Source organism: Psychroserpens sp., assembly GCF_036960315.1.
Classification (GTDB): domain Bacteria; phylum Bacteroidota; class Bacteroidia; order Flavobacteriales; family Flavobacteriaceae; genus Psychroserpens.
On record NZ_JBALVR010000006.1, the window covers coordinates 71,936 to 86,303 of the forward strand.

17 protein-coding genes are annotated in these 14,368 nt (G+C 34.6%); 3 read left to right on the plus strand and 14 right to left on the minus strand.

Going from position 1 to position 14,368, the window contains the following annotated elements:
* Position 1: 1 nt before the first annotated feature.
* From V7719_RS11460 to V7719_RS11470, 3 genes are read left to right on the plus strand one after another with little or no spacing between them, the layout of a single operon-like run.
* Entirely contained in the window at positions 2 to 1,252 is a 1,251-nt protein-coding gene (locus V7719_RS11460; protein WP_335730049.1) for an aspartate kinase, read from the plus strand.
* Between the two features lie 22 nt (positions 1,253 to 1,274).
* A complete protein-coding gene (locus V7719_RS11465; RefSeq protein ID WP_335730050.1) occupies positions 1,275 to 3,107 on the plus strand; it encodes a lysophospholipid acyltransferase family protein in 1,833 nt (610 codons plus the stop codon).
* Positions 3,097 to 4,092 carry a carboxypeptidase-like regulatory domain-containing protein gene (locus V7719_RS11470; RefSeq protein ID WP_335730051.1) on the plus strand — a complete coding sequence of 332 codons (996 nt, stop codon included), beginning with the start codon at positions 3,097 to 3,099 and terminating at the stop codon, positions 4,090 to 4,092. The genes V7719_RS11465 and V7719_RS11470 overlap by 11 nt, the downstream gene beginning before the upstream one ends.
* On the opposite strand, the gene V7719_RS11475 is transcribed toward V7719_RS11470, so the two are convergent.
* The 14 genes from V7719_RS11475 to V7719_RS11540 all read right to left on the minus strand — a co-directional run bounded on the left by V7719_RS11475 (position 4,089) and on the right by V7719_RS11540 (position 14,089).
* Positions 4,089 to 4,505: an arsenate reductase ArsC gene (locus V7719_RS11475; RefSeq protein ID WP_335730052.1), complete on the minus strand. Its 417-nt coding sequence runs from the start codon at positions 4,503 to 4,505 to the stop codon at positions 4,089 to 4,091. The two genes, V7719_RS11470 and V7719_RS11475, sit on opposite strands and share 4 nt — an antisense overlap.
* A gap of 8 nt (positions 4,506 to 4,513) precedes the next feature.
* Complete coding sequence (locus V7719_RS11480; protein WP_335730053.1) at positions 4,514 to 5,023, minus strand: DUF6428 family protein; 510 nt, start codon at positions 5,021 to 5,023, stop codon at positions 4,514 to 4,516.
* A 61-nt stretch (positions 5,024 to 5,084) separates the two neighbouring features.
* The gene (locus V7719_RS11485; protein ID WP_335730054.1) at positions 5,085 to 5,408 is read right to left on the minus strand and encodes an ArsR/SmtB family transcription factor; all 324 of its coding nucleotides are present in this window, start codon (positions 5,406 to 5,408) and stop codon (positions 5,085 to 5,087) included.
* 112 nt (positions 5,409 to 5,520) lie between these two features.
* Positions 5,521 to 6,021: a hypothetical protein gene (locus V7719_RS11490; RefSeq protein WP_335730055.1), complete on the minus strand. Its 501-nt coding sequence runs from the start codon at positions 6,019 to 6,021 to the stop codon at positions 5,521 to 5,523.
* Positions 6,022 to 6,074: 53 nt separating this feature from the next.
* The gene (locus V7719_RS11495) at positions 6,075 to 6,713 is read right to left on the minus strand and encodes a hypothetical protein (protein ID WP_335730056.1); all 639 of its coding nucleotides are present in this window, start codon (positions 6,711 to 6,713) and stop codon (positions 6,075 to 6,077) included.
* A gap of 48 nt (positions 6,714 to 6,761) precedes the next feature.
* Complete coding sequence (locus V7719_RS11500; protein ID WP_335730057.1) at positions 6,762 to 7,148, minus strand: VOC family protein; 387 nt, start codon at positions 7,146 to 7,148, stop codon at positions 6,762 to 6,764.
* On the minus strand, positions 7,148 to 7,603 hold the full coding sequence (locus tag V7719_RS11505) for a DUF1801 domain-containing protein (RefSeq protein ID WP_335730058.1): 456 nt from the start codon (positions 7,601 to 7,603) through the stop codon (positions 7,148 to 7,150). Before V7719_RS11505 ends, V7719_RS11500 begins: the two co-directional genes overlap by 1 nt.
* 29 nt (positions 7,604 to 7,632) lie before the next feature.
* Entirely contained in the window at positions 7,633 to 8,568 is a 936-nt protein-coding gene (locus tag V7719_RS11510) for a 2-hydroxyacid dehydrogenase (protein ID WP_335730059.1), read from the minus strand.
* Positions 8,569 to 8,668: 100 nt separating this feature from the next.
* A complete protein-coding gene (locus V7719_RS11515; protein ID WP_335730060.1) occupies positions 8,669 to 9,034 on the minus strand; it encodes a cupin domain-containing protein in 366 nt (121 codons plus the stop codon).
* Positions 9,035 to 9,150: 116 nt separating this feature from the next.
* Positions 9,151 to 10,524 (minus strand): magnesium transporter, encoded by a 1,374-nt coding sequence (gene mgtE, locus V7719_RS11520; RefSeq protein WP_335730061.1) that lies wholly within the window; start codon positions 10,522 to 10,524, stop codon positions 9,151 to 9,153.
* Between the two features lie 14 nt (positions 10,525 to 10,538).
* The gene (gene rsmA / locus V7719_RS11525; protein WP_335730062.1) at positions 10,539 to 11,330 is read right to left on the minus strand and encodes a 16S rRNA (adenine(1518)-N(6)/adenine(1519)-N(6))-dimethyltransferase RsmA; all 792 of its coding nucleotides are present in this window, start codon (positions 11,328 to 11,330) and stop codon (positions 10,539 to 10,541) included.
* A gap of 1 nt (position 11,331) precedes the next feature.
* Complete coding sequence (locus tag V7719_RS11530; protein ID WP_335730063.1) at positions 11,332 to 11,658, minus strand: DUF4286 family protein; 327 nt, start codon at positions 11,656 to 11,658, stop codon at positions 11,332 to 11,334.
* Between the two features lie 46 nt (positions 11,659 to 11,704).
* On the minus strand, positions 11,705 to 12,217 hold the full coding sequence (locus tag V7719_RS11535) for a GNAT family N-acetyltransferase (RefSeq protein ID WP_335730064.1): 513 nt from the start codon (positions 12,215 to 12,217) through the stop codon (positions 11,705 to 11,707).
* A 96-nt stretch (positions 12,218 to 12,313) separates the two neighbouring features.
* Positions 12,314 to 14,089 (minus strand): tetratricopeptide repeat protein, encoded by a 1,776-nt coding sequence (locus tag V7719_RS11540; RefSeq protein WP_335730065.1) that lies wholly within the window; start codon positions 14,087 to 14,089, stop codon positions 12,314 to 12,316.
* Positions 14,090 to 14,368: the final 279 nt, after the last annotated feature.

The window sequence follows — 14,368 nt, forward strand, 5'->3', positions numbered from 1 at the left end:
CATGCGAGTATTTAAATTTGGTGGCGCATCAGTTAAAAATGCCGAAGGTATCAAAAACTTGGCTACTGTATTAGAGCAGGTAGGTTACGAACAAACACTTGTCATTGTCTCAGCAATGGGGAAAATAACCAATGCCTTAGAATTGGTTATCAAAAACTATTTTGATAATAAAACAGAGCTGAAAAGCTCGATTCAAGAGGTTAAAAAGTATCACAATGAAATTCTGTTGGATCTTTTTGAACATACGCAACACCCTGTTTTTAAAAAGGTCGCATCCATTTTTGATGACTTAGATTATTTTTTAAACCGAAACAAATCTCCAGATTATAACTTTGTTTACGATCAGGTTATTGGTTTTGGAGAACTGACATCTACAACAATTATAAGTGAGTATCTTAATGACATCGGAGTGAAAAACAACTGGATAGACGTTCGGGAGTTTATTAAAACTGATGATTATTATCGGAGTGCAAATGTGGATTGGGAACAAACACAAAACAATATAAAAACCAACTTTGATACTAAGGTGCTTAATATTACTCAAGGATTTTTAGGAAGTGATGCTAATAATTTCACAACGACATTAGGCCGAGAAGGTAGTGATTATACAGCCGCAATTTTTGCATACTGTATAAATGCTGAAAACGTAACCATTTGGAAAGATGTACCAGGTGTCCTAAATGCAGATCCGCGATATTTTGAAAATGCGCAATTGCTCAATAGTATTTCGTACAGAGAAGCAATTGAGTTGGCGTTTTATGGTGCTTCTGTAATTCACCCAAAAACATTACAGCCACTTCAGCAGAAGGAAATTCCATTATTTGTGAAATCGTTTTTGAATCCTAAAGACGCAGGCACACGCGTTGGAAAAGGTTTGGGGATTGAGCCTAATATTCCTTGTTATATCGTAAAGAAAAATCAGGTATTGATATCGTTGTCATCTTTGGATTTCAGTTATATCTTAGAAGAAAATATCAGTGAAATTTTTAAATTACTTCATTTATATAAAATGAAGGTAGATGTTATCCAGAACTCTGCAATTAGCTTTTCAGTATGCTTTGATAATACCTATAACAACCTTGATCGATTGCTTCAGCATTTAAAAGCAAAATTTAAGGTAACATCTTACGAAAATGTGAGTCTTTATACTGTTAGACATTATGATAAGCAGGCCATCTCTTCCATAGAAAAGGACAAAGAACTGCTATTGAAACAATTAACCCAAGAAACATTACAAATCGTAACTAAGTAGTTTATTTAGTACATTTACACTTATGACCAAACAACAGGATTTAGGATTAGTAACTGCTAAGGAAGTAGCAAAAGCCATTAATGTCGACAAATATGGTTTTTTCGGCACTTTTGTTGGTTGGTTGTTGATGAAGGTCTTAAAGATATCTACGATTAACAAAGTGTACAAGCGTAACAAACACTTGAAAGATGGGGAGTTTCTAAATGCGATTTTAGATGATTTTCAAATAAAATTTGAAATCCCAGAAGAAGACTTAAAACGCTTACCTAAAGATGGTGCTTATATCACAGTTTCTAACCATCCGCTTGGAGGTATAGATGGAATTTTACTTCTGAAATTAATGATTGAACAACGTAAAGATTTTAAAATCATTGCGAATTTCTTATTGCATCGCATTGAACCTTTGAAGCCTTATATCATGCCTGTCAATCCGTTTGAAGACAGAAAAGATGTTAAGTCTAGTATTGCAGGTTTCAAAAATTCTATTCTCCATTTAAGAGAAGGCCATCCTTTAGGTGTATTTCCAGCAGGAGAAGTATCAACCTATAAAGATGGAAAACTCGTAGTTGATAAACCATGGGAAGAAGCGGCAATGAAACTGATAAAAAAAGCGGAGGTCCCTGTAGTTCCTATTTATTTCCATGCAAAAAACAGTAAGTTGTTTTATAAGCTCTCGAAGATTAGCGATACGTTTAGAACAGCAAAATTACCTTCAGAAGTATTGACTCAGAAAAACCGAATCATAAAGGTTAGAATTGGGAAACCGATTTCAGTCAATGATCAAAAAGAGCATGAAACCTTATCTGACTTTTCAGAATTTATAAGACGAAAAACGTATATGCTGTCTAATGCGTTTGAGGATAAATCTAAAATTTTAGATAATATATCCAATACGCTTAAGCCACCTGCAAAACCACCAAAACGGATTGTTGGTTCTGTAAGTACAGAGAAAATGGCTGCCGAAGTTGATTCATTACGTAAAGGTGACTTTAGATTGTTGGAAAGTAAGAATTATGAGGTGTTTTTAACACCTGCAGAACATATTCCTAATATTCTTCATGAAATTGGAAGATTGCGTGAAATCACATTTAGAGCTATTGGTGAAGGGACCAATGAAGCTATAGATTTGGATAGTTTTGATACCTATTACCATCATATGTTTTTATGGGATAGAGAAAGCAAAAAATTGGCAGGTGCGTATCGTATGGGATTGGGATCTAAGATTTATGCACGCTATGGCATAGACGGATTTTATCTTCAAGATCTGTTTAGATTTGAACCAGAATTGTATAAAATGATGAGTGAATCCATAGAAATGGGTAGGGCATTCATTATTAAAGAATACCAACAAAAACCAATGCCTTTATTTTTACTTTGGAAAGGTATTGTGCATACAACCTTACGTTATCCAGAACATAAATTTCTAATAGGAGGTGTGAGTATTAGTAATCAATTTTCAAATTTCTCGAAATCCTTGATGATTGAGTTTATGAAATCACATTATTATGATCCTTATGTTGCTCAATATGTACATCCTAAAAAAGAATTTAAAGTAAAACTTAAAGATGCTGATAAAGACTTTGTTTTTGATGAAGCCGAAGCCGATTTAAATAAGTTTGATAAGATTATTGATGAAGTAGAACCAGGAGCGTTACGATTACCTGTTTTACTTAAAAAGTATATCAAGCAGAATGCAAAATTGGTAGCGTTTAATGTGGATCCATTATTCAATAACTCTGTTGATGGGTTGATGTATATTAAGATTGCAGATTTACCTGAAAGCACTGTAAAACCTGTTATGGAAGAGTTTCAAGCTGAGTTGGAACGTAAATTTTCGGGTCATAGTGAAGAATAGAGTCCTTTCATTTTTTCTTTTTTTATGTGTTACAATAACTCATGCACAACTATTTTCTGGAAAGGTTTTAGATATCGTAACCAATGAACCACTAGAGTCCGTTAGTATTTATTTCGATAACACCACCATAGGAACAGCCACAAACGATAAAGGAGAGTTTTCCATTGAATTTACAGATGCAGTACAATCTACTTTAGTAGTTTCTTATTTGGGTTACGAAAAAGTGTTTATTGCTGATTATCGTAGTAAAACGAGCATAACAATTTTCTTAAAAGAATCTCTTGACCAACTGGATACGGTTATTATTGATGCAGATGATGGTATGTCTAGAGAGTTGAAAATGAAAAAGTTTAAAGGAGAATTTTTAGGTAAATCTAAAAATGGACAATCTTGTAAGATTTTAAATGAAAAAGATATAAAACTACGCTACAATAAACGGGACAGAACTATAACGGCTTGGTCCAAAACTCCTATAATTGTGAAAAATAGGAATTTGCGGTACGAAATAAGTTTTGAGATTGTGGATTTTGAAATGACGATAGGTAATTGGGGTGCATCATCTGTTAAATATACAGGGACTTCTTTATACAAAGACTTAGATACTAAACAAAAGAAACGTATCGTCGAAAATAGAGTTAATACCTATAAAGGTTCTGTTCAGCATTTCATGCGAGCACTATATAATAAGGAATTAGAAGAGAAAGGTTACATTTTTGGAGTTGAAGGATTTAAAGTGAATCCGTATGGGTATTTTACAATTTCTAATGTAGATGACTATGGTCATAAAACGATAGCTTTAAAAGAGAAATTAGATATCTTTTACAAAGATGTTATTGAATCGATCATACAAACTACGGTTAATGAATTTAAAGTAGATCAATATGGTAATTATGCGCCAATACCAGATGTGCTTTTTGGCGGTGATATGGGGCGTCAACGTGTTGGAGATTCTTTGCCTTTGGATTATGGATTTGGTGAAGACTAAAGATATTGATTAGCGAATACCCTAAAGTAGTCCTTGATCTCATTTCTCGCTTTTAAGAATGCAACATGTTTTACTTCATCTGTTCCAATTACTTTTGAAGGATCAAAAAAATTGTGATGAAGTCTCATTGCATTTTTACTTGGAATGTAAGGACAATTTTCGTTGGCATGATCACAAACGGTTATGATGTAATCGAAATCAATATCTGAGTATTCATCAACATGATTAGACGTGTGATTTGAGATATCAATAGCATCTTCCTTCATAATTGCTAGAGCTCCAGGATTTATGCCGTGGGTTTCAATTCCGGCACTATAGATAGCAGTATTTCCTTTTGTAAAATGGTTGAGGTATCCATGAGCCATTTGACTTCTGCATGAATTACCTGTACAAAGAACGAGTATGTTTTTCATAGTGTAAATTAACAACAATTACCATCAGGAGTGCAACATGCTTCCACCTTTTCTTTGGTTTTCTCTAAAGTATTTACAATCGTTTCTGGGACACCACACAATTCTTTGGCTTTACAATCTGTTTTTTCAACTCTTAATTGGATGACGAGTTTATTATCTTCAATTTTGAATTCGTTTACAAATAGTTGAGCAGTATGAAATGAGGTGTTGGAGTATTCAAATTTCACTTCAGCATCTAAATCATAAGATTTCATTTTCCCTACTTTTTTTAAAATCCCTAAAGCTTTTAAAACAGACATGTATTTGGTTTTGTGGATTTCCAACGGGCTTTCCCATAGTTGGATAATTGTTTCATTCCAAGAATCCATTTGAGAACCACAATCCACAGCATCTATCTTGATGTGTTTGACTTCGGTAATATGATAATTTGCGCCTGCAAAGCTATTAGGAGCATATTCAAAAAGTAATGATTTGTCTTGATGTTGTTCTAGTATTGAGAAAAGTTCTTGTGTTTTCATGTTGTATATAATTTAGTTTTTTGCAGCTGAGTAAGATAAATTAATACCCATTATGGGTTGACTAGCAGCAATTGGCTGTTGTTTTAATAAAAAAGGAGTTTAATAAAGTTTGAAACTCTTCAAAACGTTCTAAGTTGAGGCAATAGCATTTTTTCTTTCCTTCAAAACGACCTTTCAATAGACCGGCATCACCAATTACACTTAAATGTTGTGAAATAGTAGCTTGTGACAAACCAATTTCATCTACCAAATCATTGCAAATACAACCTTCCTGTTCACTAATGTATTTTAGAATAGCTACACGAGCAGGATGTGCGAATACTTTTGCAATATTGGCAACTTCATTAATGCCTTCGGTATAAATAAAACGCTTGGTGACTCCCATAATTTGGTATTTGAATGTAAATATAATGATTATCATCGTAATATCGCAATATTACGATGATAATCATTACAAAAAAACCAAAGTGGATAATTCTTTGGTTTAAATTACATGCTTAAAACCAAGGTTTTTTTCCAACTTGGTAAGTGTTGTAAAATTCTTCATCTGATTTTGTAAGATAGATAATTCCTTCAATTAGTCCAATAACTCCTGGAATCCAAATGAGTAGAAGTCCGATGCCTACACATGATAAAACAGCGCCAAGTATCCAGATACCTAATAAAATACCACCTTCTTTATTGTAGCCTAAAATAAATTTATGTACACCAAAACCTCCAAAGATTATACCTAAAACCCCTGCTAATATTTTTTTGTTAGTACCTGATGCCTTGTCAAATACTTCTTTAGCCCCATCGGAAAATTCTTTTGCAGAGGATTTAGCGTCATCTGCAAACTCACTTGCTTTTTCTTTAGCGTCGCTTGCAAACTCTTTTGCATCTTCTGAAAATTCTTTGGCAGAACTACTTATTTTGTCACCTGCGCGTTTTGCACTGTCTTTTGCATCATCCAACATATCGTTAAGATCGTCGCCTAAATTTTTGTTATCGTCAGACATTATATTTTAGTTTATGGTTATGGTATAAAGTTAATAAAAATGCTTTTATAAAATTAATTTTTTCCAAATAGCCTTTGAAAGAACCCTTTGGTCTTTTCTTTGACTTCTGTGTATGTCTCTTTAGCATCTCCAGCTATATCTTCTAGTTTGTCTTCTGCTTTATCAGCAAATTCAGAGGCTTTCCCAACGGCATCGCCTAACACTTCTTTAGCTTCTCCAGCAAACTTTGTTGCTTTTTCTTTAGCAACATCTGCATATTCCTCGAATTTTTCACCTGCTTCACTGGCTAATTCAGAAGCTTTTTCTTTGGCCTCATTGAAGGTCTCTTTAGCATCTTCAGCAAACTCTGCAGTTTTCTCTTTTGCACTATCAGCAAAGTCACTTAACTTTTCACTTGCGTCACTTGCCAGCTCAGATGCTTTATCTTTAGTATTATCGAACATTTCTTTTCCGTCGCCTTTAATAAATTCGGTGGCCTTATCTTTTGCATTTCCTAAAACTTCTTTGGCATCAGCGGCTAATTCGGAAGCCTTTTCTTTTGCAGTATTTAAGGCGTCGCTTGCGTTTTCTTTTAAGTCTTTAGATTTGTCGGAAATTGCACCTGAAGTTTCGGTTACAGAATCTTCAAGAGATTCTACAACGTTATTTAAATCGTCTTCTAAGTTGTTGTCGCTGTTATTTTCTTCAGTCATAATAATCGTTTATTTATGAGTAGTTTAAATGACGAATTTGTTACAATACTACTTGAAAGCTTGGTCAACTGGTTCCCAAAGTTCAATTTTATTGCCTTCATTATCAAGTATCCAGCCAAATTTTCCGTAGTCATGTTCCTCCATTTTGCCTACTATTTCGACACCTTCTTCTTTTAAAGTTACTAATAATTCTTTTAAGTTTTCAACACGATAGTTGAACATAAAGTCTTTTTTTGAAGGCCCGAAGTATTTGGTGTCTTCTTTAAATGGACTCCATTGAGTTGAGCAATCATTTCCTTCTTTATCTTTCCACCAAAAGGTACACCCATAATCATCGGTATTGAACCCCAAATGTTTGTTATACCAATCTTTTGATGCTTTAGGGTCTTCTGTTTTAAAAAAAAGACCTCCTATTCCTGTAACTCGTTTTTTCATTATTTCTTTATTGCTGTTTCATAAATATCTATCCACTCGTCTACAGACATTTTTCCTATAAGTTGTTCTATTAAATCGTATGGAATATCATCAATCTTTTTAAAACGCACACAACTTTTTCCCATATCCAATTTGTATTTACAATGTTTTGGATATTCGGATACAAACCAATCGTACAATTCTTTTTTTGCATACATTCCCATATGGTAAATAGCAATAAAATTCTTTTGTGATGCCAAGTTCATAAAGGGAAGAGGTAATTTGGTGTCACAATGATAGCCATCTGGATAAACAGAGTGAGGAATTACAAACCCTAACATACCATAACTCATCTGTTCTTCTAATCCTTCTGGAAGATTATCGAGAATTATTCGTCTAATTTTTTTTATTGGAGCCTGACGTTCTTCTGGTAGCTGACTAATATAGTCTTCTGGTGATGTAGCTTCGTATTGCATTTTGACTGAATAATGTTGATTCTATAAAGTTAACAAAATTCTGCTTTAATCTTGTCTACGATAGTTTGGGCTAATTTTTCTTTACTTTCAATAGTCCAACCGGCAACGTGAGGTGTCAAAATCACATTTTCTGCGGAAATAAGATACTTGAAACTCTCTGGCATTTCTGATGAAAATAAATTTTCAAATGATGACTTTTCGTATTCCAATACATCCAATCCAGCACCAAGAATTTTACCAGATTCTAAAGCTGAAACCAAATCTTGGGTAACGACACTTTTCCCTCTAGCCGTATTAATTAACCAAAACGATTTTTTAAAACCATTGATAAATTGAGTGTTTACCATATTAATTGTTAAAGGCGTTTCGGGAGTATGTAGGCTCAATACATCTGCTTTTTCTTGAAGCTCTTCTAGCGATACTTGTGTTGCGTTAGTATCTCCAACATTTGGTTTTATATCACAACAAAGTACTTGTACATCAAAACCTCTAAGTTTTTTAGCAAAGGCTTTCCCCATGTTCCCGTAACCAATAAGACCAACTGTTTTTCCGTCGAGTTCTAGTCCGCGATTTGCTTCACGCAACCATTTCCCTTGACGAACTTCATTGTCGGCTTTATTCAACTTATTAAAAATAGACAATAGCATTGCTAGGCTGTGTTCACCAACAGCGTTTCGGTTGCCTTCTGGAGCAGCAATTAATTTGATGCCTTGTTTTACTGCATAATCGCAATCTATATTTTCTAACCCCGCTCCAACGCGACCAATAAATTTTAGATTTTCTGCGGAATCAATGAACTGTCTATCAACCTTAAATCGGCTACGAATAATGAAACCATCGTATTGATGGATTATGCTTTCTATAACCTCTTTTGAAGCGGTATAGTCTTCATCATTGGTAAACCCGAGAGCATTGAGTTGCTCAATGAGTAGTGGATGATTGGTATCTAGATGAAGGATTTTCATGAGTACTTCCTATTAAGGCAGGATTTTTTTGGTAAATACAATAATTATGAGACACTTTGACTGCGCTCAATGTGGCAGTTCAGCTTTACGATTACTGATTTTATATTTGTGGGTATTCAGTTTGTGTCCGTTCGTGTTGTACTTTTCCAGTGTGTGCTGTGTTCAATTTTTCAAATAACAGTAAATGTACTTCTTCACCATCTTTAGTGAATGGATTATGTTCTACACCTTTTGGGACTACGATGAGTTCACCTTCTTTAATGACTTCTGTTCGGTCTCTAAATTGCATATAAAGTGTGCCTTTAATCACTTGAAATAACTCGTCTTCATCATCATGACTATGCCAAACAAATTCGCCTTTTATTTTGGCCAATATGACTTGCATATTATCTACGGTTGCTATACGATGTGGGTGCCATTGCTTGGTAAACAATGCATGTTTTTCTTTAATATTTATGGATTTCATAATTAAGTGACTTTTGTTTGTCTAAAGTTACAAAGTTTTGCGTTAGGGATTGAAGAGAAAATCCTTTTGCTGTTGCAAAATATTGAAACGGAAAGCGCGACCTGGAAGGGAACGCTCTAAATATTAAGAATCAATCTGGCTATCCAGAAATAAATGAGTATCCCAAAGATATCATTACTGGTTGTAATAAAAGGACCAGTGGCAATAGCAGGATCAATACCTCTTTTATCTAAAAATAGAGGTACAAACGTACCAATCAATCCTGCAACAATGATTACTGCAATTAGTGACACTGAAATGGCTAGTGCAGTCGTAAAGTCGCCTTTGGTTGCCCAGATGAATAGAAATAGAAATAAAGCTAAAATGGTTCCGTTTAGAGCGGCGAGTAGCATCTCTTTTATTAAACGGCTATTGACACTTCCTTTAACGTCATCATTAGCGAGACCTTGGACAATAATTGCGCTAGATTGTACTCCTACATTCCCTGCCATCGCAGCAATTAATGGTGTAAAAAAGAATAGAACAAAAGCTTCTCCTTTAAATGCGTCTTCGAAACCCTCCATGATTAAAAAGGCGCCAACACCACCAATTAAACCAAGGAATAACCATGGTAATCGCGCTCTGGTGAGTTCGATAATGCTATCATCGGCCTCAACATCTTGTGTAATACCTGCTGCTAATTGGTAATCTTTATCGGCTTCTTCTTTTAAGACATCAACAATATCATCAATGGTAATTCTACCCAATAGGGTTTGCTCATCATCTACAACTGGAATGGCTTCCAAATCGTATTTGATCATCACTTTTGCAACATCTTCAACATCATCGGCAACATTAACCCAGTCTACATTGTCTTTGGCGATATCTGCAATTTTTTGCTCGCTTTTGGCGACAATTAAATCTTTAAGCGATAAACGACCAATCAATTTTTCTTCTTTATCGACGACATAAATTGAATGTACTCTAGTAACTTCTTCGGCTTGGCCTCTAATGCGGCGTAAGCATTCATCGACAGTCCAGATTTCATACACTTTAACCAGTTCTTTTGCCATCAAACTACCTGCTGTATCCTTATCATAAGCTAGGAGCTCAGTAATTTCCTCTCTGTGCTCGTCATCTTCAATATTGGAGATAACTTCTGCTTGACGTTCTTCGGGTAGTTCAGCAATAATATCGGCAGCATCATCAGTATCTAGCTCTTCGACCTCTTCTGCAATTTCCTTTGCAGATAAGTTTTCAAGGATTTTTTCTCGGATGTCTTCATCAAGCTCTGTTAGAATTTCAGAGGTCGTTTCAGAATCTAACAATTTGATGACGTAAACCGAATCTTCTAAATTTAGTTCATCTAAAATTTCGGCAACATCAGCAAAGTGATACTCATTTAATAGCGTTGTTAAGGCATTGTCATCTTTATTAGTGACAAAGTGCTCTACTTGCTCAATGAGTTCATCGGTAAGTTCAAATTGGATATTTTCTTTCTCTTCGATCAAACTTGATGGTTTTGCTAATTTTCATCGTCGTTTTCAATGAGTTGTGCGAGTTCTATAAAAGAATCAACACTCAGTTGTTCTGGACGTTTGTCAAATATAACATTTGCTTTTAAATTATCTGAAAGATTGAAAGTTTTTAAACTGTTTCGCAATGTTTTTCTGCGTTGTTGAAATGCTGTTTTCACAACTCTGAAAAATAGCTTTTCGTCAACTGGCAATGTGACGTTTTCTTTTCTTCTGAGTCGTAATACACCAGAATCTACTTTTGGTGGCGGATTGAAAACCGCTGGTGGAACTGTAAATAAATACTCAGCATCATAAAATGCTTGTGTCAATACAGAAAGAATCCCGTACACTTTAGAGCCTTCTTTTGAGCAAATACGTGCTGCGACTTCTTTTTGGAACATCCCTGAGAACTCTGGGATTTGATCACGCATTTCCAAGGTTTTAAAAACAATCTGTGTTGAAATATTATAGGGAAAGTTGCCTATAATAGCAAAGGATTCGTCTTTAAAAATTTCAGTTAAATCGTACTTTAAAAAATCTTGCTCATGAACACGATTTGCTAAATTGAGATAATTGGCTTTTAGGAAAGCAACCGAATCGGTGTCGATTTCAATAACATGAGTTGTCGTATCTTTTTTAAGTAAGTACTTTGTTAAAACACCCATTCCTGGGCCTATTTCAAGCACATGCTTGTAGCCTTTAAGTGATAAGCTATCTACTATTTTTTGAGCTATAGATTCGTCGGTCAAGAAATGCTGACCTAAATATTTTTTTGCTCTGACTTGATAGTTCTTTGACACGTTATTTAAATTTTACGTTGTATTCATCTATGATTTGAAGCTCGGTTCTAAAGGCTAACATTTTATCTGCAAATTTTTTAAGGCCTTCTTGTCGTAATCGATCAGCATCCTCTCTGTAATAGGCATCTAAAGCTTCTCGAGAATATGAACGGTATTGAATTGAGTAGGTTTGTCCTCCCATGTCTTCTTCAACCAAAACTTGTGATAAGGTTGCTTTTTCAAATTTCCCTGTTCCTAATACTTGCGGAATGTGTTCGTTCTTCATCCAATCTAACCATTGGTCATGAGCTGTATCGTCTATGTTTATAGTGACGTTGTATATAATCATTGTATTATTTTTGTGGATTCTGCATTAAGTGCGGAATGATAAATTCTTATAAATCTTTTGCAAATAACAGAAGTTCTTCGTCGTCTTCAAAGGGTTTTACTGTTTTTTGGTAAGATAAGCCTAATTTTTCCAAAAGATTAATGGATGGTTTGTTTGTTGGGAGCGTAATAGCACAGATGTTTTTTATACCAAATTCATTTTTGGCGAGTTTCATGATTTCATTAGTAGCTTCATAGCCATAACCTTTGCCATGATATTCTGGAAGCATTGAAAACCCAATATCGACATAATCTAAATTGTCACGTTTTAGTAATCCGCAAGTTCCAATAGTTCTTAGACTTTCTGCTTTTACCTGCATTTTATAATACCCAAAACCATGCTTTTCATAGCATTTAACCTGATTGTTTTCTATATGTTCAGCTGCCGCTTCAACAGTTTTGATATTGCGGTCACCTATGTATTTGAGCCAACCTGGTGTATTTACTAATTCTAGAATAAATGGTGCGTCGTCTACTGTGATTTTGGAAAGGAGGAGTCTGGTGGTTTCGGCGATTTGCATTATTGTTTAGGTGTTGAGTTGTTTAGAACAAAATTTGAAAAATGTTAGATGAAAAAAAGTATATTATCCTAAACTATTGCCTACTGAGATTCTTTGTTAATTTATTGCATCGCCACGTAATCGTCTAAAGCGTTTTCGAGCTTCAATAAAGTAGATACTGTCTTGGTGTTCGAAAATAATTTTCTCGTAGAGTTCTTTAGCTTTTTCTGGTTGAGCAAGTTCGTTTTGGTATAGTTCGGCTAAGAAATATAAAGCATCATCCGCTAGAATTTCGTCTCTGTAATTGGCAATGATATATTCGTAACTCGCTACAGCTTTATCAATTTGCTTGGTTCTCTCAAACAATTTGGCTTGCATAAACAAAGCTTGATCTTCAATAGTTTCGCCTTTATGTTCGGTTAAAATTTTGTCTAGAAGCGCAATACCTTCATTATTTTTATTTTGAAAGGACATCAAATCGGCTTTGGAATATAATTTCAAAGCGGTTTGTAACGAATCTTCATCTTTATTATCTGAAATGAGCAATTTTAGCTCTAAAGCATCATTGGCAATTAATTGTGATGTTGATGACTTTAATATTTTCAACTGCGATTCTGCCCAAGTAAAATCACCTTTATAGTAACTCGTTTTAGCGACTTTAAATCGCGCTTCTTGAGAAATCGTGCTGTTTTTGAGATTGGCTTGAATTTGCGTGTAGTAAATCAAAGCTTCATTAAATCGCTCCTGAAACACAAGAATGTCTCCTAATTTTAATTTCACGGTGGCTTCCTGAAATGCAGACAGTTGTAATTCTAGGCTTGTTTTTAAAAAATCACTAGCAATCTTTGGTTGATGTTTGTGGAAGGCGAGAAAATTTCCGTAGGCAATTTGTAAGGAAATCGTTTGTTCGTATTTACCATACTGCTCAAACAAATTATTGAATTTCTCATCAATTTCATCGCGTTGCTTTTTGTCTGCATCTTCAATTTCCATCTCGAGAATGTATTGATGTGCCGTTAATCTGGTCTCGATATCTTGCGAATTATCTAAAACAAACTGAAAAACTGCATTAGCAATATCGCGTTCTTTCTCTTTAACTGTTGTCAATGCTAAATCTAAGATACGACTCAAACTTTCCTGACTTCGACGATACAATGCTTTTTCTTGGGTGAAGGCTTTATTGTACTCTTTTTGCTGAATGTACAACCAACTCAATAAATCATACCAATACGGTTCTGGATTGGATTGTAGTTTTAAAAGTAGCAGCTTTCTTAAAATAAGATTGTTCTCATTGTCTTTGTTTTCTGAAATGAAATCACTGAATGCACGTTTGGCGTTACTCTGAAAACTTGGTTTGGCTTCGATATAATCGATATAGTTTGAAAACAGGAGTTCGATATTACCTTGCTCACCATAAATACGAGCCATTTGCAAGTTGAAATTAAACTGAGGATCCATTTCCATACCTTTTTTATAAGCCTCCAAAGCCAGGTCTAATAGGGAATGGTCTTCAAATTTTTTAGCTATTCCGAAGGTGTAGTTTGGTTTTTCTTCAATTTTAAGCAAAGCATCATTAAAGTGTTTATTGGCTTGGTCAATACTATCCATTAACTGGTAATTATAACCAAGTTCAACGATAAGTCCTGGATACTTGATTTGTTCCAGACGTTTTAAAATCACCTCTTGTGCTTCGCTATAGCGTTCTAGCTGCTGAAGTGTTTCAATGATCTTATTGATGTACTTTGAGCTATTTTTATTTTCGTTTAATTTTTGGTACGACAAGAGGGCTTTTTCAAACTCTCCTCGTTTGAAATAGTCTTCAGCTAATTGTTCGCTTTGAGAAAACCCAAAACCGGAAACCAACAAAAACGCTACGATAAATAATTGCTTCATGCCATTAGTTTGTGTAAATATAACAAATGCAATGTCTAGATATTGTGAATGTTTTTATAATTAATTCCATAGATACCAATTTAATTTCGTCTTAACGTACTTAGTTTGGGTACTGCACAAAAAAATGCCTAAACGTAAGTTTAGGCATTACCAACAAAATAAATGTGCTATTAATCTATTCTTTACAAAATGATTCAGATATTCTGTTTTACGTTAAGGTCGTTGATGTCTTCTCAGCTTTTAGAGAAAAACTTTACTTGCCATGACAATTAATGTCAC